This window comes from [Brevibacterium] flavum (assembly GCF_019317305.1).
Lineage (GTDB): Bacteria > Actinomycetota > Actinomycetes > Mycobacteriales > Mycobacteriaceae > Corynebacterium > Corynebacterium glutamicum.
In genome coordinates this window covers 2,057,810-2,078,608 of sequence record NZ_CP079240.1, presented here as the reverse complement: position 1 = coordinate 2,078,608, position 20,799 = coordinate 2,057,810, and the positions used below count along the sequence as shown (strand labels likewise).

Sequence of the window (20,799 nt, the reverse complement as noted above, 5' to 3'; positions counted from 1 at the left end):
GTACCCATTGTCATCACCACAGGTTCCTTGTGCTCCATCTGTGGATTCTATAGGGTCACAAATCCCTCCAGCTTCGCGAATGCTGCCACCTATATCATCTAGGGTCTTCCAGTCGTCGGGCGATTTGCTTGATGAGCACCCCGCCACAGTAAAAGCTACTAAGGCGCTTAAAATTAACGCTCTTTTCTTCATTTCGTCCTATCGGATAGTGGCACGCATAAAAATATCGCACCAAGTTTTAACGACGTCCGGGGTGACGCCGAGCTCGTGCGCAATCGCGCCGGGGTGAGGGCCGTGCAGTAATTCTGCAGCCCTGTATTCATCTTTGCTGATCAGTAGCTGTGCTGCCCATTGATTGGCTCGCTTCTCCGCTCGGGTGTCCCCATGGACTTCGTCGCGGTAGAAAGCGTGGGCTAGCTCGTGGGCGAAGATGCTGCGGTAGTTCCATCCATCGAGGCCTGCTCGGAGGAGTATGAGCCTTCGGTGGTGGATGTACATGCCGTGGTGGTCTGGGTGGAGGTCTTTTGTTTCTGCGACTCTCACTCCGAATAGTTCGGCGATTTTGTCGAGGTCCAAGCCTCCTCCTATGGATGGTCGGGTTCTGTGAGTTCTTCGGTTGCGGGGTGGGCGGCTTGTGGCTGCTCGTTTGCTTCGCGGATTGCGTCTGCGAGTTCAGTATCGCTGAGGGGTTGGACACCGGGGGTGTTCTTATTCGAACGGCGCGCGGCAAGTTCGTCAAGCTCAGGTGCTGCTGTCGCGGGATTCAGTTTTCTCGCCAACTCTATTGCCAGGTGGGCTGGTTCTGCTGTCGCAATGAGCTGTCCGTCGCTATCGAGGTAGTCGGACACGTCGTCATAAGTAATGAAGTCGAACTCCACTAGTGCGATGACCGGATTGATTTTGAGGGCTTTCGAAATAGCAATCAGGTCATCAGCGCTAATCCCTTCATTGACACGCTTGTTTGCAGTCTTGCGGGTGACTCCCAGGATTTCGGCAATCCTTGCGTCAGTGATTTGACTACGGGTGGTCTCTGAAAACCATCTTTTTACATCCATGAGAAAAACAGTAGTGGGTAGTTTAATACCCGTCAAGTGGGTAACTACATGCACTGATGTAACTAAAAGTAATTAAGACTGGGTAAATAAGGTTGCAATCCAGGAAAGTGTGAGTAATAATAGTTACACCGCACCGAGAAAGGATAGGAAAGTGAGTAAATTACTACTCTCCCTAGATGAGGTGGACCGCGTTCGGCGAATTAATGGCCTCCAGTCTTATACCGCGCTAGAGGACAAGACCGGAATTACTCGTAAGACCTGGTCAAAGGTACTTCGCACTCGAGAACTCTCGACTCCAGTGATGGAAGCTCTCCATGACCTAGGAGCAAGGCCATCAAAGTTGCTGGTCAGCGTCGAGATTGACACTCAATTCCCCACAGCAGCCTAACCCCACAAATGAAAGGAGGCACCGAGAATGTCCCTCGATGCCAACACACAGAAGTCTACCACTGCTCAACAGCTCGATGAACTGGTTTCTCTAGCTAAACGCCTAGGTGAGTGCTTTGACTCCATTGCTCTTGATGAGCAGGGCAAGTGGCATGACCGACTGACTGACGTTGAAGAAGATCAGCTTAAGCAGATCAATGCAGTCATTAGCCGCGTTACCCGCCAAATCCGTGAAGTTATTGAGGAAGCGACCCAACGATGAACATTCAGCCATTTAACTTCCAGGGGCATCAAGTACGCGTGGTCCAAGGGGTAGACGGTCAACCGCTTTGGATAGCTATTGATGTAGCGAAAATTCTTGGGTATCGAGAAACACGGGACATGACCCGGAATCTCGATGTTGATGAATCTGCCCCGCACAATTTGCGGGTCAGGTCTGAGAGCGGCGTTGAGCAGCAGCGGGAAATGACAGTCATCACCGAGTCTGGTCTTTACTCAGCAATCCTGAGAAGCCGTAAACCTGAGGCAAAAGAGTTCAAGCGGTGGGTTACTGGTGAGGTTCTTCCAGCTATCCGGAAACACGGTGGGTACCTCACTGAGCAGAAGATCGCGGAAGCTCTCGACGACCCAGACACCATCATCCGACTCGCAACCTCACTAAAAGAGGAACGCGCGCGCCGGGCAGCACTAGAGACTCAGCAAAAGATCGACGCCCCGAAGGTGATCTTCGCTGACGCAGTAGCGGTATCAAACACCGCAATCCTCGTCGGTGACCTCGCAAAGCTACTCAAAGGCAACGGAATCAACGTTGGAGCCAACCGACTATTTGGCTGGCTGCGTGAGAACGGCTACCTCATCCGTCGAAAAGGCACCGACTGGAACATGCCAACCCAAAAGTCTATGGACCTGGAGCTGCTTCGCGTGAAGGAAACCGTCATCACCCACAGCGACGGCCACACCTCCATTAACAAAACCCCAAAAGTCACAGGAAAAGGCCAACGCTACTTCGTTGAACGATTCCTAGACGGACGATTCAACATCAACACCGCCGCATAAAACAGCCCGACTTAGCAGGCAGAGGAGTGCAAGCCTCCTCACGGGCACTCAGTCCCTGGGACTAGCGACCACCCAACACAGGGTGTGGGGTCGCGCCGGGTACGTGATGTATGAGAACTCGATATTGAAACGTTTTTCGTAGTGGAGGACCACCGGGTGGCGAGCCCGGCAGTGGAGCCCCGCATCGCACCCTTCATTTAGGGATGACGTCACTGTGACGTTGATGCGGAGAGTCTACGACAGGAGCCGGTGTAGCCCAATTGGCAGAGGCAACGGATTTAAAACCCGTTCAGAGTGAGTTCGAATCTCGCCACCGGCACGAGGCGTTAAAGACAGTTCGCATAGCTGTCCAAGCTGTACCCATCAGGCGGGATTGGTTTCCAGCTTGCCCGCCGGTACGGCTGCGCCAACCAACAAAGAAATAAGTTGCCCGCCACCTCTTGTCCAGGTGGCGGGCTTTGTGATTCCAGGAAAGGAAATCATTGTGAATGTTATCAGTTCTCCAAATTTAGGAGGTCAGGAAATGAAGAAAACTATTACTCCGAGATTGCTGTTGGATCTGCTGGCTGTTGGATCTGTGGATCTTGAGCTGTGGGGTCAGTCGGAGATGGCAAAGCTCGTAGGCGTGGGGCCGCGGTCTGAGGGGTGTGCGCTGGTGAAGGTGTGGAGTCCTGAGATTCGTCGTGAAGTGATTGATCAGGTGGCCATCGAAGACATTAGGGGAGTGAATCTCAGTGTCTAGGAAGTTGACGTATAGCGCGGGTGAGACTGCGGAGTTGTTGGGAATTGCGAAGTCGACGCTGTTGAAGCATGCGTATGCAGGGAGCTTAGTGCCCCCATTTCGATGGCATCGCGTCGGTGGTGTTGGTGGAGCGGTTCGTTTCGTAGCAAGAGATATTGATGAACATTTAGGAATTGAGGCGGCATGATTTCCACTCTTTTGAAAACAGCTAAGACAGCACTTCTTAAGACGCGTTCTTGGAGAGGCTGGAAGGACCGTGAGGTTCAGCAGATCGTTCTGATTGTTCGCAATATTGATGATCTGATTCGTATCTATGAGGTACGTTCGCCGGTGGTGAATGACCGTGGGTAGTCAGGTGATGATTCGCAATGTTGGTGGATTGTGGGCGTGTGATGTTGGCGGGGTCTGGCAGTGGCATGCGTCGTGGCGTGAGGCTGCGGAGTCGCTGGCGGTGATTCGCAGGTTTCGGAGAAAAGCTTTGGGGATTTCCGAGCGCGCCTCTGTTCGGGTGAGTCGTCGGGGCACTGTGACAAAACGATGCATGTATGGACCTTGTAAGAAAATCCAAGATCCGGCTTCTCAGTGGGGCATGTGTTCATCATGTGATGAGGGTGCCGTGAAAAGCCTTGCAACTCATAGGGGAAGGAAGAACCCACGATGAGTTTCCCACTTGATGATCTTGCTCAGCTTGTCGGTGTGATGGCTCCCGATGAGATAGCCCAGGAGCCTGCCGAAGATCCAAGCGTTGTAGCTGCTCGTGAGCGATATAACCGCGCGGGTGAAAGATTGATGGCGTTGTCCTTTGGTCTGGTTGTTGGCACCGGCTTGGTGTGGTGTTCGGTGGCTGGTCTCTTATGAGGCCGGGGTTGTTTCTTCTCCGGTTGGTGCTGCAGCTGGCTGGTGTTGGTTTACTGATGTGGTTTTTCTATTGGCAGGGGATTTCATGATTGATTCAAAGGATGCAGCAAGTAGTTTGTCACCGACTGAGCGCAAGGAGCTGCTGAGCTTAGCGGGTCGTCGACAGACGAAGGTCCCGAAGGTCAGCACTGAATCGCTCGAAACCTTTGAGCGTCAGGGGATTTTGGAGCGTGATAAGTATGACTCGCTAGTGATTGGTGACTTTGGTTCTGCAGTCCTTAACCACGTCAGGAGTGGAATGTGAAGGAATTTAAGAATCGCACTGATGATGAACGCCTCGATGACAGCATCGAGGCGTTTTTGTATGTTGTTCTCCCGTTTGGCGTGATCCTATTTGCGATTGCGTTGTTGGGCTTTCCGATTGGATGGATTTTGTCATGAAGAAAAAGACGCCTGGTGATGTGTTTGATCTGCATCAGAAGATCCAGAGTGAGTTGAATGCTCAGGAAGAGAAGCAGAGGAGTGCTCTTCGTCGGTCGTTGTCTGAGACGAAGGCGGCGTTTGATTTCTTCACTGATCTTGGGCATGACTCAACGACGGCTATAGCGCTGACTGACATTGCTCTGGCGAACGTGCTTGAAGAGTGATGGCTGATGGCGCATGAATTTGGTGAGGTGATTCTCGGTGATCAGCCGCTGACACCTGTGGAGGTGGAGCGTCAGATCAGGGAGACGACTGAGCGCCTGGAGCAGGGCGTGGAGGTCGTCCGTAATCGGAATCGGATGTTGAAAGAGGCTGAGCGTCTTCTCAAGAGGGAGAAGGCGTTGGTTTACATTCAGCATCGTTCGGCCGGCATGTCGATTAAGGACTCTGACGCTCAGACGGTAGTTGATACGGATCCGGCTCGTGCTGAGAGGGATGATGCTGAGGTTGCGTATTGGTATGCCCGTGATCTTCTTGTTCAGCTGCAAAACAAGTTGAGTGCGTTGCAGACTCAGGCTGCTGGTCTCCGTGCTGCTTATCCGATGGCGGGGAGGGGACTGTGAAGCAAAAGACGAAGCAGATCCCGAAGAAGGTTCTTGATCTGGTTGTTGAGCGTTCTGGTGGTCATTGCGAGGTGATGAGCACGGCGATTGGTTGTACTGGTCGTGGTGAGCATCGTCATCACAGGAAGATTTCGGGTCGCGAACACACCATCGAAAACCTTCTTGATGTGTGTCACGTATGCCACGCGCATATTCACGCTCATCCTGCGTTGTCGTATGCGATGGGCTGGCTCGTGAAGATGAATTATTCACCGGGTGAGGTCACTGTCATTCGGCAAGGGCAAGAGGTCACGCTGACTGAGGATGGAGGTGTTCAGATTGTCGATAGTTGATCGTCCGTATATGGCCGCTGAGGTTGGCGCTAGTCAGCTGGCGGGCCTTATAGGGCGTCGAGTGTTCTTTAATTACATGCCTATGCATTCGGAAGTTCACTGGTCAACGCTACTTGACGCTTATCTCATTAAGACTGTGAATCCTAACGGATACGACGGCGAAATGGTGGAGGTCGTCTTCTGTGATGAGGACGGTGGGGGCCAGGAGCAGCGCAGGCAACTAAGCACAGTCGCATCGGTCTTGGTTCAGGTGACTTCGGAGGAATGGAGGTCAGTTCGCTATTTCCCGTGTGGCCCGTACATGTCTCATTGGCGGTGGCATCCAGAGCCTCATGTGAGCTTGAAGAAACATTCGGGTTCGACTGAGTTTTCGACAGTCAGGACAGAGACTGGCGACCAATTTTTGTTGCCCATTTAAAGGAGCGTCCAAGTGGGCTTTTCTCATCAGCAGCGCACCGATTTACAGGAGTGGCTGGCTGAACCACAACAGGGCATCACGAACGTCTCAACGGCGTTTCTTGATGCCCTTCTTGCACTTTTTATTTCACTAACACGAGAGGAGGAACAATGAGCCTCAAAGCAATGATCTGGGTGATGGAAGAAGCACCTGTTGATAATCATGCGGAATTAGTTGTGCTGTACGCACTAGCTGATCGAGCTTCTGATAATGGGCAGGCAGCCTATCCCGCTGTTTCCTGGATCGCTGAGCGGGCACGCTGCTCAACGAGAACAGTACAGCGGCACTTGAAGAACCTTGAGCGAAAAGGGCTGATCCGAAAAGGGGACCAACGCATTGTTGGGCACTTTAGATCTGATCGCCGACCAACTGTTTGGGACTTGGATTTATCACTGACCCAAGAGAACACGGGGTGCCAACCTGACACCCCGCCAAACGATGAACGGGGTGACACTGGTGACGCAACGGGGTGTCAAAATGACGCCAACGGGGTGACACCCAGTGCAGAACGGGGTGACACAGCTCTGTCACCCAAACCGTCCTTAACCATCCCTAAACCGTCCTTAAACCATCCCCCTATAGTCCCCCACGGGGGACGAGCAACTTATCCCGCTTCATTCGAGGAGTTTTGGAAGACCTACCCGCGCCGGGTGGGGAAGCGCACAGCATTCAAAGCGTGGGAGAGGGCAATCAAACGCGCCGGGGAGGAAGAGATTCTGGTTGGTGCTCAGGCACTAGCAAAGGATCCGAATCTTCCTCAGGAGCAGTTCATTCCTCATCCGACTACGTGGCTTAATCGTGATGGGTGGGAGGATGCGCAAATGCCGAGTGCTGATCCGGTGGCTAAGTCTGCTGAGGATTATCTAGCTGAGTGGGGAATTGAGGATGATTCGCAGGATTGGCTTGAGGGTGAAGTGATTGACGGTGAGCTTCTATGAGTGGCTCAAAGTGGGATTTGCCTCCTGTGCCTGCTGAGCAGTTGAAGTTCATGACCGAGTTTTTTCAGCAGGGTAAGGCGTTGGTGGGTGATCGGTTCCCTGTGATCTCGCAAGAGAACGTTGAAGCGTGGTGTCGTGCGTTGCCGGAACTGTCATCGATTTCTCAGCACAATGTCATGGCTGCGTTGGCTCGGTGGTCGAACAGCGGCGTTACTAATCGCATGGTGTCGCCAAAGGACATTCGTGATGCGTTGAGGGAGGAGCGCAAGGCGTGGGAGAACACGCCTCAAGGTCGCGCTCAGTTGAGGGCTTATCGACGCCGGATGGAAGACCTGCGTGATCAACAGCTTAAGGATGGGACTTTTGCTCAGCTTCGGGGTTTTCAGCCTCGTGAGATTGAGGCGAAGCCCAATGTGGAAGCAATTGCGGATTTAAGGAAATTAGCTTTGGAGAAGATCCAGGCGGGAAGAGAGAAGCTCAATGGCGATAGGTGATACGAACATCACGGTTGTGGGGAATATGGTTGCGGACCCGGAGTTGCGGTTTACGCCTTCGGGAGCGGCGGTGTGCAATTTCAGGATGGCGTCGACGCCTCGTTCGTTTAATCGTCAGACGAATCAGTGGGAGGACGGTGAAGCGCTGTTCCTGACAGTGAATGTGTGGCGTCAGGCTGCGGAGAACGTAGCTGAGTCGTTGTCTAAGGGCATGCGAGTGATCGTCACTGGTCGACTTAAGCAGCGCTCTTATGAGACCCGGGAGGGTGAGAAGCGGAGTGTCTTCGAGGTTGAAGCTGATGAGGTGGGGCCGTCGTTGACGTTTGCGTATGCGAATGTGCATCGGCAGACCGGCAAGCAGTCGAGTCAGCGTCCACCAGCGCAAGAGCCTGTTCAGTCTCACGGTGGGTTTGGTCAGGCTGCACCTGCGAATGATCCGTGGAATTCCGCCCCACCAGCAGGCTCAGGTGGGTTCGGAGCAGGCGATGATGAGCCACCGTTTTAAAAACAACGTTCCCGGCGCGCCGATCGTTGTGCGCGCCGGGCTTTTGAGAGGAGTTTGAAGTGTCTTTTTCGGCTGTTGTGTATTCGAGGCCTGGGTGTATGAAGTGCCGGGCGACATGTAAAGCGTTGACCAAGATGGGTGTTGAGGTCATGTCTCCTCAGATTGATGAGCACCCGGAGAAGGTCGAGTTGATGCGTAGCGAGGGGTGGTTGGAGTTGCCGCTTGTGGAGGTGTCGACTCCTGATGGTGTTGTTAGGTGGGCTGGTATGGCTACCGAGAACCTCAACGCTCTGAAGTACCTCGTGTCTGAGCGCTCATGAGGAAAGAGAGCACCTGTATTCATTGCGGGCAACCAATCAAGTGGGGCAAACGAAGGAGCAAGTGGATCCCAGTGGATCCTAAACCCCGCCCAGAAGGGCGCTGGAAGCGACAACGCAGACATTTCGCATACCTGGTCGGAGTGCGCCTAGAACTCGCCCACATCGACCGAATACCGCTCCACACCACTCACCAATGCCCGGCGCGACAACAAACCAGCGCGCCGGGCTTTGACGTTTTTCAAGGAAGTGAAGACCGATGAGTCTCTCGGCTCTGTTGGCTAAGTGGTTCAACGAGGAAATCATGCCGGCATTGCGCAAGTCCATGCGTGAAGCGGCCGAGGCGCTGGCGAAGATCGAAGAGCTCCTGGAGGAGACAGAAGCCCCCGAATCATCGCGAACAGATCGCAGGCTCGTCACAAGACCCGTTGATCACACCCACGCCCACGTCACCCACACATCAAGTAAACCGCCACACGGCAAACGCATGTACCGAAGGAGAACACCATGAAACCTAAACCCGCATTCATTGGCCTCGATTTAGAGACCACCGGACTTGATGCCCACTCAGGAGTGATCCTTGAAGTGGGCATCATCATTTTCGACGCAGACCTCATGCCGATAAAAGCACGGTCGTGGCTCACCAATGAGCTGGTCGAAAAGGAAGCGATTGTGTCAGCTCCTGTGGTGGAGGTGATGCATGAAGAATCAGGCCTCTGGGAAAACTTGAAGACAGGTCACACTCAACCGCTTAGGCAAGTAGAAGCTGAGGCGTCTGCGTGGATCCTCGAAGCAGGAGCAAACAAGCTCCCAATGCTGGGATCATCAATCACGTTTGATCGCATGTGGTTAGACCACCACATGCCGAATTTGCACAGATTGTTCCACTACCGCAGCCTCGACGCCACCTCAGTGTTGCTGGCATCCACCAGCCTGTACGACTTCACCAACATCAACGACCAGCAAACACTTTTGGTCTTGGACATGCTCGAGTACCTAGGACGCTGGGACCTCAAACCCCACAGAGCACTCTACGACCTATGCCAATCAGCGGCACTCGTAAAAGCAACCCTCAACGCAGTCGCAAGACCACCACTTACACCTCTCCCTGAAAGATTCCCTGCACCCGGAGGGATCCTCAAAACCCCAGAAAGTGAAAGCAGATGACCACCCCAAAGCTCAGATACACCAAACCACCATCAATGACCTACCACGTCGATGTGTGGTGTGACGGACCCAAGTGCGACATGCAACGCCTTGAGCACGACGGTGATGGCTGGACGTGCGATATATGCGGAACCTTCTGGGACTACCCCGAAGGCGCAGGCATGGACGCTACCGAGAGTTGGGGAGACGAACTAGACGGCCTACCTCTATACGACGAAGAAGGAAACCAGCAATGACATTCACCATTGAGCAGTTAGAAGCCCTGAAAGAGGGCACCACCCCAGGCCCGTGGGAAGCAACTAAGCATGACATTCTCAGGGCAGGGTGGAGAGGTCGCTTACTTGAAGAGTGCCCCTGGTACGCAGAGGATGAATGGGAGGAAGAAATTGCTTACATGGCATCAGACAATGAGTTTGTCCTATCCAACCCGGAGCCTGATTACAAACCACTCACGGACAACCGTGCGGATATGGAGCTGGTTGCATCCGCTCCTGCGTTACTTGACCAGCTGATCACTAGGGAAGCGGAGCTACAAAAACTGCGAGAAGAAATGGCACTTCTGGCATCGAAAGTTGGGGTGAGAGCAACCAACGCGCAAACGAATGGTGCTTTCAGCTCTGCGGTCGCTTTTCGTGAAACGGCTAGTGCCATCATCAAAATCCTGGAGGAAACCAATGACTAATCAAGAACGCGCAGCGGAGATCATTCTGGGGCGCACTGCCACAGACGCTGCCCAGGCCCTCGCTGAAGCTGGTTTACTCATGCCAGACCTACCTGATGTAGAGAGTAACGGATCCATAGTGGAAGGGGGAGGGGTTGGGGCACGATTCCCAAAAACCGTGCATTCAATCCCTCATGTCGTGATTTTCGGCAACCCCCAGATCACACCACACGCCCAAGCAGCGTCAGACAGCGACGACCTTGTGGCTATCCGCGCCGACCAAATTGACCACATGATCGCCTCCCTGATGACAGCACGAAACCGCATGTACGAGAAGGGTGAGTAGCCATGCGTGAATCCATTGAAGAGCTCATTGAGTTTCTTCAAGATCGTGCTGACAGATGCCAAAAGAGCTGCCAACACGTTGCCGCGGTAGGGCACCGAGAAACGATCAAGCACCTTGAAAACATTGTGCAGGAAGCCAAGAAGGAAGAAATCACCCTTTACCGAATTGTTTTCCGATCACCCAGTGATGGATCAATCAATGGGGTGACTGAGTGGATGGAGACTAAGCCACCAATGCCACCTAGCTATGGCACGGTCATCCAAGTCTCTGGCCCACCGAGTGAAGCTGTCTACGACGAAGGAGAAACACGATGACTGACGTTATCGCCCAGGCTAAGCAGATATTGAAAGGTCCGGACTGGGACAGTGGCCTCGCCTGGAAGTCAGTACACGCCATTTCGGAAGAGAAGTACGTGTGGAGCGTCCAGGTGTTCATGAGCGGTAGGTGGATTTTCATGGTCACTCTGAATACGGGTAACTCATTGGAGGAGGCCGCGAAGTGGTTTCCAACGAAAGAGAGGGCTGAGTACTTTGCCAGCTTGTGGGAGCCGGATACCCCGGCGCGTGTGGTGAAGCGTCGTGTGAGTCCGGTGGTTGTTGATGGCTAGGTCACGGGCAAGCGCTAAGAAGGCTGGCACTGCGTTTGAGCGTCTTATTTCGGACCACCTGAAACGGGAACTGGGCATTCAGGAGATCGACCGCATGCCAAAAACCGGCGCTCTCGACAAAGGCGACGTATCCAACGTCAGAGACAGCCACGGCCGTCTCATCGCCATCGAATGCAAAAACACCACCAAAATGAGCCTCCCAGCCTGGACCACTCAAGCCCACACAGAAGCCACCAACTACCAAGCCCACACCGGCATCACCATCCACAAAAGACACGGCACAACCGCGCCGGGCAGTCAATGGGTCACCATGACCGTCGACGACCTCATCAAGCTACTCACCACACCAAACCAAAAGGCACCACCGCGCCGGGAAGCAGGAAAACAATGAATCGGTGGGAAGTAAAGAAGAAAGACCCAGACAACGTGTTCTGGGGACCTGATGGCTTGCTCTGGGTTGCTAACCCAATTGACTACCCAATGAGATCACGTGGCTTCACAAACCATTCAGCAGCGATTACCTACGCACACCAAGCTGCATCAGGGCGCACACCCGTCTATGTCGATAATGAAAGAGACACATGATTGATGAGTTCGCACTTCGGAAAGACGCCTACCACCTCAGCTACCTCTTCCTCGAGTTGGATCAGGCGAAGGTACCTAGTGGGGGAGGGAACACTGAAAGCAAGATCAGGTCACAAGCAGGACCACGTGATCCAGCCAATGTGAAAGCTATTAGCGTTGATGCGGAGATCACGGTAGAGCTGCGCTCCTGGTGCCGCGCTTATCGTGACGTTCTCCGAACAACCGCATCCCCACTTCCAGGCAAAGAGGAAGGAGGCCGGCCTCTCGCGAGGTGGGTAGCAACCCATGCTTTCTACATCGCAGAGCAGATCGACGCCGACTCATTCCATGAAGAAATCCGACGATGGATCAAAACCATTGAGAAGATCGTCGGACAAGGCCCCGAGATCAAAGACATCGCAGCACGACCAGAAGTCCAACAATCCAGCAAAGCAATCATCGCGAAACTCAACACCCGCGGCTTCACCGGAATCTCACCACGACAACTCCACGACTGGACAGCACGAGGCAACATCCGCGCCTACCCACGACACGACGGAACCAACGGCTATCTACTCACTGAGGTGCTGGAATACCTCATTGCTCGACAGTCCGCGTGATGATTTGTTATGATCGACGCGACGACACCGCACGCTCATCGAAAGATGGAAACGTGCGGTTTTTCACTCTAATCCACTAGAACTATTTCATCGACGGCCACAACTTCTTCGCTTCGAGGAGTTCGCTGCTGAAGGGGGATGCGACCGATCTCCTTAAGACTGATGGATAAAGAAATTCCTTGTTCGGGGTTGAACGAGTATTCAGATTGGTATTCAGTAAGTTCTTCTGCCGCAGAATAGATCTGAGAGTCCCTTCGGAGAAAGATTGTTCCATCCTCCTTGATTGTTAATTGGCGGAGTGAGATGAAACCTTCAACTGCTCTTTTGGTGAGAATGCCCCATTGGACTGTGTTGTTTGGCACCTGTTTAGGAATTTCAACTTCATTTCTTCCCCAAAAGCTAGATCTTAAGCTGGATAGCTGATCTGCAGTGCCTGAATAGCGAGTCATTACGATTTTCCTTCTGTGTATGAGTACTCAACGAAATCCATTGAGTGGCTTGATCCTAACTGGTAATCCAGCGGTAAACAGGGTTTTATCGATTGTCCCCTCAAAATCATGTCGGTTTCGAGGCTCACGTAATGAACGTGAGTAGCGTTACTGCCGATACTGCGAAAAATGCCAGCTAATTCTCATATTCTGTATCAAACACAGAATGGAGAACGCATGGCAAAGAAAAAAATCACCAGGACGGTTCAGTTCTGGCGCTTGGTGGATTCGCAAACTGGGCTGCCAGCAAGCCAAACAATTAATTGGCATGCAGTTTTCAACGCGAATAGTTTTAAACCATTCCCGTTGACAATTGAAGGGCGCGCTCACACAGGAACAGTTCGACTCCTAAGCCAACCTGTAATTGATGAGCTTCAGCAAAATTTTCCACTTACACAAATTCCAGCTCCAGGAAGTGCCTCATATGGAGTCGTCTTGGCAGCCGATAAAGACTACATCCCAAACCAGCACAATCAATCCTCTGGGGCGCAACAGCCTGTCGGGGTAGCTAAGGGATGGGCCCCTGTTGATAATCTCTTTGTTTGGCACTTGCCATTTGGCGATATGATCGCGGTTCTTGCAGAGTCCCAATCTTCGAGTCGCGCAGGGCGATATGCATCATGGATTACCGCGTTCTTAAAAAGCAATGGCGTTATAAAGAATCCAGACTTTCATTTCATTGCAGCTCCTGTAATTGATTCTGCGCGAGCGAAGAAGTTGAAAAACGCTAAGGGACTAAAGGCATTCACCTTTGGTGGTGACTTTGGGAAAAACGTCGCAAATGCCACTGGAATTGATTCTGTAGTTGCGGGGCCTAAGAACTATGATGCGATTAGGATCAAAATTGAGGCCAAAGTGGTTTCTAACAAGGGTAGTGTTGCCGATGAAGGTGAGCTATTGCAGTGGTTTGATACTGTATTTGGTCAACTTGCTGCACCGACAGACGGACAACCGACTACTGCCAAAGTTAAAATGGTAGATGGAGCTGGAGCAACTACTGAGGTTGATCTTATAAAGCACAGAATGACCCGAAAGAGAACGCTCCCCTTAGAGCAAACATCGGATAATGTGAAAGTCATTGAAGAAAATAACGCTTTTCTTGCTTTGGTGGCTGCAGCAAACCAGGATATGCAGGAACTGTACACACTTAGGTGAGTGGTTAACCTAACTTAGCAAGACGCCGGAGTGAAAATGCAAAAATTTGTTACACAGATAACTTTATCGGTAATCGTATTCTTCAGCCTCTCTGTCGCTATAGGTTTCTTTTCTTGGGATGCAAAATCGACGCTAATTAGTACGGCGCTGACGAATGTGGCTGCAGTAGGTGGGGTAGCCAGCGGATTGTCATTTGCTGGTCTTTCTGTGCTTTCACTCAACGGAAAGTACAAAGAAATGGTACTTAAAGAATATGGGCATATAGCAAGAAACATGCTCTTTTACTTGCTGTATTCAGTGATGGTTGCAGCTCTTTGGTGTGCGATTGCAGTTATTTGGGTTGAGCATCAATGGGTTCGCATTACTTTTGCGATTGCAGTTTTCGTAATACTGGAGTGCTTCTTTTTAACATTTAGAATCGTATTCTCGGCATATGAGTGGGAATCATTACCGGAACCTACAGATCCAGGAATAGACCCAGAGTTCTTGCAACAAGGTGGACAAAAATAGCTCAGGTTCTGCGCCACCTGATCCAACGGCGCTCAAACTTTAAAAACTAAATTCGAAGAAACAGTCCTATACAGTTTGATGCAGTCCCATACGGTTTGATCCATTTCTATGGGGTTGCTGTCATGCAACATTTCGCGATACTGTGTTTATCAGCTGATAAAGCAAAAAGATGCAGGGACCCCGACTGTAAATCAAGATCCCTGCATCAGACCTCTAGCGGTTAGTGAAGCAAGGTGATTACGTGCTGCCACACATAATCAAAACCCTTTTCAGTTAACAAGCCTAGAAGCGTTGTTACGGTCCCTATTAGAATCACTTTGGTTATCTTGGTGTTCTGATGGGGATCGTGTTCTTTTTCCTTATACAAAGGCTAGCCTTTCTCCACTATGTGGCCCCGACAAGGCGGCCCGTTAATTAGGCCTGGGGACCTTAGCGGATACAACAACTAAGTGCTGCGAGTAATACTTTAGCGAACACCCCGGACATCGGCGGTAACCCACTATATGTAGTGGGTTAATTTAAATAACTGCATGTAAAGAAGTTTGATTGACTACATGTAGTGATATTGATGCATGTGGAGTTAAATTAAATCTGTAACCGACATAATCTGCGCAATCTACATAATTTATGGAGCTGGTTAAGTTCATTTCGTTATCTGATTGTTATACATTGGGTGCAGTTTTCTGAAGCTAACGTTGCTCAAACTTTAAAAACTGAATAATCGGGGAGGCGAAGCCGATGGGCCAAAAGGCAAGCTCCACCAAACGTGGATACGGGTACGCGCACCAGCGACGTCGAAAAGCACTCCTCGCACAAAGGAAACCAATTGAGGCACCCTCCATGTAGGGCTTCACTTATACTTCCTATAGGTTCACAACAGTGCGCCCTTGGGTAGAAACGGAGTTCCAATAATGGCTGAAGTGTATGCAGCAACAGTTCACTTAGTTGACGGGCGTTCCATTAGTCAACAGGTTAGTGGGGCTGGCATTAAAGGTGTGACAGAGGCACTAGTTTCCGGAAATTGGTTCAGGTTCGGAGATGACCGAATCACTGTATATGTAAATCCGGCAAACGTAACCACTTTTGAATACCATCTTTATGGGTAGTGACAATAAAATATTTAAACTCCCAGCACTCTTTGGATGCTGGGAGTTTTTCATTGGGGAAAGAGGGGAGGTACTTGATGGATAATCAGACGCAATCACTGGTCGATGCGGCAGTGCAGCACTCGGGAGTACATGCACCTGACCGAATGTTCTGCATGGTTTCAGGGTTGAATGATGAAGGCGATCAGGTGTTCAGTGAGGTGTGGATCAACCTCAATGACCCTGACAATCCGATCAGCGCATGGGATAAAGTTGCTGACCTTGCGTTCGCGCAGCAAGGCCTGGTCGTGCAGTCCGTGTTAGACAATCTTGGTGGTGAATAGTCATGGCGTGGGAGAACGGCAATAAGCCACACACAACCAGCAAAGAACGCGAACGAATCCTCAGCCGTGATGATTACCGATGCCAGATCAGTGGCCCACGATGCACAGGTGTCGCCACCGAAGTGGACCATATTGACAACTCAAGGAATTCGAACTACTGGCGGGACGCAAACAAACGCGCAGTGTGCTCAGCATGTCACAAGGCAGAAACACAACGCGAAGCCGCAGAAGCACGAGCAGTCCGCAAAGCACGAGGACTGTTCCCTGTGGAGCGTCATCCGGGACTCGTTTGAACCAAAACCCAATCAATAGGTAAAGGTGTGTGAAAGTTCTCCAATTGATCGGGCTTTACTTATAGACCCAGGGGGAGACCCCTCCGACCAGGCAAAAGATTTCGCGGAAGGCAATGGCGCTAAATGTCTGCAATAGTCTGGCGATTTTGAGAACTATAAATTCCGAATCATTAACAGCCCAGCTCAATAGTATTATTGGTATCCCCTTTTCAATCTTGAAAGTGGAACATGAGGGAAGGGGGGATTTACATGGCAGGAGTAGGCCCACCTCCTAAAGACCCCGCACGATTAAGCAGGGCAAGTAACCGTAAGAAGCGTCAGGATAGCCAGAAGGTTATTCAAATCAATCCCACTGACCAGCCTGCGTTGCCAACCTTTTACGTCACTGAAACTGATGAGGAAGGTAATCAGAAAAAACGCAGATTCGTGTGGCCGGCTGCTACTAAGCGTTGGTGGGAGATGTGGGCGCAGTCGCCGTTGGCTCGTGATTTTACGGACAATGATTGGTCAGAGCTTTTAGATACGGCCCTGGTGCATGCGCGTCATTGGAGCGGAGATACGAAGGCTGCGGCTGAGTTGCGGATTCGTGCTGCGAAGTTTGGTGCGACTCCGGAGGATCGTGCCCGCCTGAAGATTGTGTTTGCTCAGGCTGATGAAGCTGAGACTCGTCGTAGGTCGTCTACGGCTGGCGCGGATAGGCGTGGCCCGTATGAGGGGTTGAAGGCCGTGGATTAGTTGAAGGGGTGATTTTGGTTGCCTTGGAAGCCTGAGTATCCCGGAGAATTTCCGACCTTGGGTTGGGAAATGCTTTCGTGGTACTCGGAGATGCTGGCTCGACCTGATCGTGGCGAGTATGAGCCCCTGGTGCTCACGAATGAGCAAGCACAGTTCATCTTGGACTTTTACCGCCTGGATCCTCGTACTGGCAGGTTTGTTTATCGCTCGGCGATTTTATCGAGGGCGAAGAAATGGGGTAAGTCGCCGATCACTGGTGCGATTGGTATCGGGGAGGGTCTTGGGCCTGCGTTGTTCGATGGTTGGGATGCTAACGGGCGCCCAGTGGGGAAGCCGTGGCTTGAGGTGATGACACCGCTCGTGCAGTTCGCGGCGACCGAAGAGAACCAGGCTTTGAATGCTTTTAACCCGATGCTGGAAATGATTCGTTTGGGTCCAGTGATGGATTATTACGATGTTGATCCTTTGGATAGTTTCGTGGCTTTGCCTCGCGGTCGGATGGAGTACATTACTTCCGCTGGTCGATCTAAAGAGGGGCAGCGTCCTGTGTTTGTGGCGTTGGATCAGACTGAATCCTGGGATAATGCACAGTCTCGGCATTTGGCTGAGGTTGTACGCAGGAACCTTTCAGGTACTGGTGGACGTTCGTTGGAGACGCCGAATAGTTATGTTCCTGGGTCGAACTCTGTGGCTGAAGAGTCGTTCAAGATTGCGGAGATGATGGCGGAGGGCAAGACGAAAGTGTCTAATATTCTTGTGGATCATCGTGAAGCCCCGGCGGAAACTGATCTGGCTGATCGGCAGTCTTTGCGTGAGGGCTTGCTTTATACCTATGGGGATTCTGCGATGGAGAATGGTGGTTGGCGTGATTTGGAGCCAATCATCGATGACATTTTGAATCCTCGGATGAACCCCCAGCATGCCCGTCAGTATTTTTTGAATCAGATTACGCAGGCTGCTGATGCTTATGTTTCTCAGCCTGAGATGCGCGCCATCATTGACCCTGCTAAGCGGATTGATGATGGTGACACGATTGTGCTTGGTTTTGATGGTTCGCGTGGTCGTGTGCGTGGTAAAGCTGATGCGACTGCCCTTGTGGGGATGAGGGTATCGGATAAGCACCTTTTTGAGGTTGGGGTGTGGGAGGCCGGCCCGAATGACAGTCAGGATTGGCAGCCGAACGTTCTCGACGTTGATAGTCGTGTGGAGGACTGTTTTCAACGTTTTAACGTGGTCGGGTTTTATGCGGATCCGTCTGGATGGTCTGGCCAGGTCGCCAATTGGGAAGCGAAGTATCACAGGCGTTTGCGTGTAAGAGCTTCTCGTTCTGAGCCTATTGCTGCATGGCCTCGTGGCAAGGATTCACGGGTGTCGGAGATGGTGGAGTTGTTGAGGCAGGCGATTGTGGCGGGGGAGATTTCGATGTCTCAGTCGTCGGCGTTGCTTCGGCATTTCATGAATGCTCGTCGTCGTGCCACTAGGTCTGGGTATTTGTTGTACAAGGAGTTTCCGAAGTCTCCGGACAAGATTGATGCGACGTATGCGTCGATGTTGGCGTATAAGGCGTGTTTGGATGCGATTGCGGCTGGTATTGGTTCGCGTCGAGCGAAGAGGAAGAGGGGGTCGTTCTTTTGAGTTTGGTTAATTCGGCACAGAATTTGCTTGCTGAGAAAAGCTTGCTTGAGGCGGCTCGTGCTCAGGTTTCGAGAAATCGGTATCGGAATAGGCTGAAATCAGCGTTGTATGACGGCACCGCTAAAGTGCGGAATTTGGAGATTGCGGTTCCTCCTAGCTTGGCGAATATTGGTGTCGTTTCGGATTGGCCTAAGACGGTCGTGGATATCCGTCATGAGCGCCTGCAGTTTCAGGGTTGGGCTGATGACGGTCGTCTGGGGATGGATGATGTTTTCACGGAATCGAAAGCGGCATTGGCGGTTTCTGAATCAACGTTAGATGCGATGACTTGCGGAGTTGCGTTTCTGTCTGTTGATCAGCTTGATAGGGATGAGTCGCCGGTTATGTCTGCGGCTCATCCGTCGAATGCGACTGTGTTGTGGGATCCTTTGCGGGGTCGTCCGGTTGCCGGTTATCGGCGTACTGAAACGTCTTGGAATGAGGGTACTTACTGGGAGTTTTTGTATCTTCCTGGTGAGACTGTGGTGTATGAGCATCGTTGGAGTAGGTCTCGGGTTATTGGCCGGTTGAAGATTCCTGGTCATATGATTGCGATGTCTAGGATGCGTAACCGTTTGTCGCCTAATAAGTGGCAGGGGCGTTCGGAGATTACTCCTGCGGTTACTTATTACACTCATGCTGCGGTTCGTACGATGTTGGGGATGGAAATCAACCGCGAGTATTACATTATGCCGAAGCGGTGGGCGTTGAACGCGGACATGGAGCTTTTCGGTCTGGATGAGGATTCCACAGCTGAAGAGAAAAAAGAAGCTCGGATGAGAGCTGCTGCGGATCAGATGTTGATGTTCCCACCTCCGGAGCCGGGGGACCCTGAGGTTAAGGTGGGGGAGTTTGCGACTGCGCCTCCTACTCCGTTTATGGAGCAGCTGAAGGTTTATTCGCAGAAGTTGTCTGGGGCTACGGGTATTCCTGCTGCGTATTTGGGTTTCGAGACTGCTAACTTGCCGTCTGGTGATTCGTTGCGTGCGTGGCAGGAGCGGTTGGTGCGTTCGGTGGAGAATATGCAGGAGCTTGCCAACCCGGATTTGACGAACATTGGGATGCTTTTGTATTCAATGTTTGAATCAGGTGGGGGTCTGTCGTCTGAGATTGACCGGCGTGCGTTCCTAGGGGTGGATCCTCAGTGGCGGGATGCGTCGTCGCCAACGAAGGCGGCTGATGCTGATGCGTCGACGAAGATGATTGGTGCTGGTGTGTTGCCGGGGTCATCTCGTGTGGCCCGTGAGCGTGCTGGGTTGTCGCCTTCTGAGATCCGGCGCTTGGAGGCTGACGAGCGTAGGGCATCGTATCGGACAATGGTGGCGCAAGCTGCCGCTGGGCAACCTGCAGAGATCTCCTCGGGGGCGCCTGAGACGGATTACAGTCAGGTGAAGGCGCAGGCCGATGCGCTTGGTGCGTTGATTCGTGCTGGTGTCGATCCTGAAGGTGCTGCTGATCGTGTGGGCTTGTCGGGTATTGAGTTCACTGGTGCGGTTCCTGTTGAGAGTAGGGCTTCTTCGTTGGAGGAGGCTTAAATGACGACGGCGATTCGGACGGTGGATTGGGGAACGCTGAGGAATCAACTTAACTGGGTCAATGATCTTGCGATGCGGGATTTGTCGGCGGTGTTTCAACGGTCGTTGGAGATGGATCCTCGGATGGCGCAACGCTATCTTGAGGAAGCTGTTGCCGATATTGTCGCCACGTTCGGCGGTGATGCTGCACTGTTGACTGAAGGTTGGCTCGATGAACTAATGCCGGAGCGTGTCCCACAGGTTGCCAGTGGCACACCGTCCATTGAACAGCTCACCAAGCAGGTTAGTTGGGGTACAGCACCACTTTTTACTGGCACTGGGAATACGTTGTTGCGGTTGTCAAGCGTTGTCCAACAGCACGTGTTTGGTGCTGAACGTGACACTGTGAAAGCGTTCGCTGAGGCGAATAGCATGCGGTGGGCTCGTGTGACACGCGGTGATGGTGACGTGTGTGAATTCTGTAAGGTGCTGGCCTCCCGTGGCGCGGTTTATGGCAGTGCAGCCCGCGCAAGCGGTGTCGGTATGTCAGGGCGGGAGAATCATTATGTGGGCACGACGGGTAAGTTCCGTGGACGTCGATTGAAAGCTGGGCGTATCCGTGGTGAGCAAAAACATGCTGAGAAATATCACGACCATTGCAGGTGCGTTGTCGCTCCCTCTGGTGGTGGCTTGTCGTTGAGTTTGCCTGACCGGACATCGCAGTACCAGGAGGAATACGATGCTGCGGTTCGGCTTATTGAGGGGCCGATCACGATGGCGAAGGTTACTGCCGCGATGAGGCAGTTAAAGAAGTAGAAACGGTTATCCACCCAGGGGGTTCTTGGGTGG

Annotated in this window: 36 protein-coding genes, 1 tRNA gene and 1 pseudogene; 35 read left to right on the top strand and 3 right to left on the bottom strand. The window is 52.1% G+C overall.

What is annotated here, in order from left to right; translation table 11 throughout:
* Positions 1 to 198 precede the first annotated feature (198 nt).
* Complete coding sequence (locus KW808_RS10120) at positions 199 to 576, bottom strand: ImmA/IrrE family metallo-endopeptidase (RefSeq protein ID WP_003861883.1); 378 nt, start codon at positions 574 to 576, stop codon at positions 199 to 201.
* Positions 577 to 584: 8 nt separating this feature from the next.
* Positions 585 to 1,055, bottom strand: a complete 471-nt coding sequence (locus KW808_RS10115; RefSeq protein ID WP_003861880.1) for a hypothetical protein — start codon at positions 1,053 to 1,055, stop codon at positions 585 to 587.
* A 151-nt stretch (positions 1,056 to 1,206) separates the two neighbouring features.
* On the opposite strand from KW808_RS10115, the gene KW808_RS10110 reads away from it, so the two are divergent.
* From KW808_RS10110 to KW808_RS09980, 27 genes and pseudogenes are all read left to right on the top strand, one after another.
* Entirely contained in the window at positions 1,207 to 1,443 is a 237-nt protein-coding gene (locus KW808_RS10110) for a hypothetical protein (RefSeq protein WP_003861879.1), read from the top strand.
* 27 nt (positions 1,444 to 1,470) lie between these two features.
* Positions 1,471 to 1,704, top strand: coding sequence for a hypothetical protein (locus KW808_RS10105; RefSeq protein WP_003861878.1), 234 nt, complete (start codon positions 1,471 to 1,473; stop codon positions 1,702 to 1,704).
* The gene (locus KW808_RS10100; protein ID WP_034983804.1) at positions 1,701 to 2,498 is read left to right on the top strand and encodes a phage antirepressor; all 798 of its coding nucleotides are present in this window, start codon (positions 1,701 to 1,703) and stop codon (positions 2,496 to 2,498) included. Before KW808_RS10105 ends, KW808_RS10100 begins: the two co-directional genes overlap by 4 nt.
* Positions 2,499 to 2,743: 245 nt before the next feature.
* A tRNA-Leu gene (locus KW808_RS10095) sits at positions 2,744 to 2,817 on the top strand.
* Between the two features lie 204 nt (positions 2,818 to 3,021).
* Positions 3,022 to 3,240, top strand: coding sequence for a hypothetical protein (locus KW808_RS10090; RefSeq protein WP_003861875.1), 219 nt, complete (start codon positions 3,022 to 3,024; stop codon positions 3,238 to 3,240).
* A gap of 183 nt (positions 3,241 to 3,423) precedes the next feature.
* The gene (locus KW808_RS10085) at positions 3,424 to 3,591 is read left to right on the top strand and encodes a hypothetical protein (protein WP_003861873.1); all 168 of its coding nucleotides are present in this window, start codon (positions 3,424 to 3,426) and stop codon (positions 3,589 to 3,591) included.
* 306 nt (positions 3,592 to 3,897) lie between these two features.
* Positions 3,898 to 4,098, top strand: a complete 201-nt coding sequence (locus tag KW808_RS10080; RefSeq protein ID WP_003861871.1) for a hypothetical protein — start codon at positions 3,898 to 3,900, stop codon at positions 4,096 to 4,098.
* A gap of 85 nt (positions 4,099 to 4,183) precedes the next feature.
* Complete coding sequence (locus tag KW808_RS10075) at positions 4,184 to 4,402, top strand: hypothetical protein (protein ID WP_034983802.1); 219 nt, start codon at positions 4,184 to 4,186, stop codon at positions 4,400 to 4,402.
* On the top strand, positions 4,399 to 4,539 hold the full coding sequence (locus tag KW808_RS10070) for a hypothetical protein (RefSeq protein WP_003861867.1): 141 nt from the start codon (positions 4,399 to 4,401) through the stop codon (positions 4,537 to 4,539). The genes KW808_RS10075 and KW808_RS10070 overlap by 4 nt, the downstream gene beginning before the upstream one ends.
* Positions 4,536 to 4,745 (top strand): hypothetical protein, encoded by a 210-nt coding sequence (locus KW808_RS10065; protein WP_003861865.1) that lies wholly within the window; start codon positions 4,536 to 4,538, stop codon positions 4,743 to 4,745. The genes KW808_RS10070 and KW808_RS10065 overlap by 4 nt, the downstream gene beginning before the upstream one ends.
* Before the next feature lie 6 nt (positions 4,746 to 4,751).
* Positions 4,752 to 5,144 (top strand): hypothetical protein, encoded by a 393-nt coding sequence (locus tag KW808_RS10060; protein WP_003861863.1) that lies wholly within the window; start codon positions 4,752 to 4,754, stop codon positions 5,142 to 5,144.
* On the top strand, positions 5,141 to 5,476 hold the full coding sequence (locus tag KW808_RS10055) for a hypothetical protein (RefSeq protein ID WP_003861861.1): 336 nt from the start codon (positions 5,141 to 5,143) through the stop codon (positions 5,474 to 5,476). Before KW808_RS10060 ends, KW808_RS10055 begins: the two co-directional genes overlap by 4 nt.
* Positions 5,477 to 5,906: 430 nt before the next feature.
* Positions 5,907 to 6,047, top strand: a complete 141-nt coding sequence (locus KW808_RS10050; protein WP_003861857.1) for a hypothetical protein — start codon at positions 5,907 to 5,909, stop codon at positions 6,045 to 6,047.
* Positions 6,044 to 6,190, top strand: a pseudogene (locus KW808_RS10045) (hypothetical protein); the annotation flags it as partial. The gene KW808_RS10050 and the pseudogene KW808_RS10045, both read left to right, overlap by 4 nt.
* 393 nt (positions 6,191 to 6,583) lie before the next feature.
* A complete protein-coding gene (locus KW808_RS10040; protein WP_230622956.1) occupies positions 6,584 to 6,871 on the top strand; it encodes a hypothetical protein in 288 nt (95 codons plus the stop codon).
* Entirely contained in the window at positions 6,868 to 7,365 is a 498-nt protein-coding gene (locus KW808_RS10035; RefSeq protein ID WP_003861854.1) for a hypothetical protein, read from the top strand. The genes KW808_RS10040 and KW808_RS10035 overlap by 4 nt, the downstream gene beginning before the upstream one ends.
* Entirely contained in the window at positions 7,352 to 7,870 is a 519-nt protein-coding gene (locus tag KW808_RS10030) for a single-stranded DNA-binding protein (protein ID WP_003861851.1), read from the top strand. The genes KW808_RS10035 and KW808_RS10030 overlap by 14 nt, the downstream gene beginning before the upstream one ends.
* Positions 7,871 to 7,968: 98 nt before the next feature.
* Positions 7,969 to 8,190, top strand: coding sequence for a thioredoxin domain-containing protein (locus tag KW808_RS10025; RefSeq protein ID WP_044394284.1), 222 nt, complete (start codon positions 7,969 to 7,971; stop codon positions 8,188 to 8,190).
* 256 nt (positions 8,191 to 8,446) lie between these two features.
* On the top strand, positions 8,447 to 8,698 hold the full coding sequence (locus KW808_RS10020; RefSeq protein WP_003861846.1) for a hypothetical protein: 252 nt from the start codon (positions 8,447 to 8,449) through the stop codon (positions 8,696 to 8,698).
* The gene (locus KW808_RS10015) at positions 8,695 to 9,354 is read left to right on the top strand and encodes an exonuclease domain-containing protein (protein ID WP_003861844.1); all 660 of its coding nucleotides are present in this window, start codon (positions 8,695 to 8,697) and stop codon (positions 9,352 to 9,354) included. Before KW808_RS10020 ends, KW808_RS10015 begins: the two co-directional genes overlap by 4 nt.
* A complete protein-coding gene (locus KW808_RS10010; RefSeq protein ID WP_003861842.1) occupies positions 9,351 to 9,590 on the top strand; it encodes a hypothetical protein in 240 nt (79 codons plus the stop codon). Before KW808_RS10015 ends, KW808_RS10010 begins: the two co-directional genes overlap by 4 nt.
* Entirely contained in the window at positions 9,587 to 10,036 is a 450-nt protein-coding gene (locus KW808_RS10005) for a hypothetical protein (RefSeq protein ID WP_003861841.1), read from the top strand. The genes KW808_RS10010 and KW808_RS10005 overlap by 4 nt, the downstream gene beginning before the upstream one ends.
* Positions 10,029 to 10,361: a hypothetical protein gene (locus KW808_RS10000; protein ID WP_003861839.1), complete on the top strand. Its 333-nt coding sequence runs from the start codon at positions 10,029 to 10,031 to the stop codon at positions 10,359 to 10,361. The genes KW808_RS10005 and KW808_RS10000 overlap by 8 nt, the downstream gene beginning before the upstream one ends.
* A 2-nt stretch (positions 10,362 to 10,363) precedes the next feature.
* Positions 10,364 to 10,675 (top strand): hypothetical protein, encoded by a 312-nt coding sequence (locus tag KW808_RS09995; protein ID WP_003861838.1) that lies wholly within the window; start codon positions 10,364 to 10,366, stop codon positions 10,673 to 10,675.
* Positions 10,672 to 10,968, top strand: coding sequence for a hypothetical protein (locus KW808_RS09990; RefSeq protein WP_040072814.1), 297 nt, complete (start codon positions 10,672 to 10,674; stop codon positions 10,966 to 10,968). The genes KW808_RS09995 and KW808_RS09990 overlap by 4 nt, the downstream gene beginning before the upstream one ends.
* On the top strand, positions 10,961 to 11,359 hold the full coding sequence (locus tag KW808_RS09985; RefSeq protein ID WP_003861834.1) for a putative PDDEXK endonuclease: 399 nt from the start codon (positions 10,961 to 10,963) through the stop codon (positions 11,357 to 11,359). Before KW808_RS09990 ends, KW808_RS09985 begins: the two co-directional genes overlap by 8 nt.
* 190 nt (positions 11,360 to 11,549) lie before the next feature.
* Positions 11,550 to 12,152 carry a hypothetical protein gene (locus KW808_RS09980; RefSeq protein ID WP_003861830.1) on the top strand — a complete coding sequence of 201 codons (603 nt, stop codon included), beginning with the start codon at positions 11,550 to 11,552 and terminating at the stop codon, positions 12,150 to 12,152.
* 68 nt (positions 12,153 to 12,220) lie between these two features.
* On the opposite strand, the gene KW808_RS09975 is transcribed toward KW808_RS09980, so the two are convergent.
* Positions 12,221 to 12,601 carry a hypothetical protein gene (locus KW808_RS09975; protein ID WP_003861829.1) on the bottom strand — a complete coding sequence of 127 codons (381 nt, stop codon included), beginning with the start codon at positions 12,599 to 12,601 and terminating at the stop codon, positions 12,221 to 12,223.
* Positions 12,602 to 12,817: 216 nt separating this feature from the next.
* On the opposite strand from KW808_RS09975, the gene KW808_RS09970 reads away from it, so the two are divergent.
* From KW808_RS09970 to KW808_RS09935, 8 genes are all read left to right on the top strand, one after another.
* Positions 12,818 to 13,795 carry a hypothetical protein gene (locus tag KW808_RS09970; protein WP_003861828.1) on the top strand — a complete coding sequence of 326 codons (978 nt, stop codon included), beginning with the start codon at positions 12,818 to 12,820 and terminating at the stop codon, positions 13,793 to 13,795.
* 30 nt (positions 13,796 to 13,825) lie between these two features.
* A complete protein-coding gene (locus tag KW808_RS09965; RefSeq protein ID WP_051665814.1) occupies positions 13,826 to 14,305 on the top strand; it encodes a hypothetical protein in 480 nt (159 codons plus the stop codon).
* 1,183 nt (positions 14,306 to 15,488) lie between these two features.
* On the top strand, positions 15,489 to 15,734 hold the full coding sequence (locus KW808_RS09960) for a hypothetical protein (protein ID WP_003861825.1): 246 nt from the start codon (positions 15,489 to 15,491) through the stop codon (positions 15,732 to 15,734).
* Positions 15,735 to 15,736: 2 nt separating this feature from the next.
* Positions 15,737 to 16,027 carry an HNH endonuclease gene (locus tag KW808_RS09955; RefSeq protein ID WP_003861824.1) on the top strand — a complete coding sequence of 97 codons (291 nt, stop codon included), beginning with the start codon at positions 15,737 to 15,739 and terminating at the stop codon, positions 16,025 to 16,027.
* A 249-nt stretch (positions 16,028 to 16,276) separates the two neighbouring features.
* A complete protein-coding gene (locus KW808_RS09950; RefSeq protein ID WP_034983800.1) occupies positions 16,277 to 16,762 on the top strand; it encodes a phage terminase small subunit in 486 nt (161 codons plus the stop codon).
* A gap of 69 nt (positions 16,763 to 16,831) precedes the next feature.
* Complete coding sequence (locus KW808_RS09945; protein ID WP_231640527.1) at positions 16,832 to 18,397, top strand: terminase large subunit domain-containing protein; 1,566 nt, start codon at positions 16,832 to 16,834, stop codon at positions 18,395 to 18,397.
* Positions 18,394 to 19,971 (top strand): phage portal protein, encoded by a 1,578-nt coding sequence (locus KW808_RS09940; protein ID WP_003861818.1) that lies wholly within the window; start codon positions 18,394 to 18,396, stop codon positions 19,969 to 19,971. The genes KW808_RS09945 and KW808_RS09940 overlap by 4 nt, the downstream gene beginning before the upstream one ends.
* Positions 19,972 to 20,766, top strand: coding sequence for a VG15 protein (locus KW808_RS09935; RefSeq protein WP_003861816.1), 795 nt, complete (start codon positions 19,972 to 19,974; stop codon positions 20,764 to 20,766).
* Positions 20,767 to 20,799 lie beyond the last annotated feature (33 nt).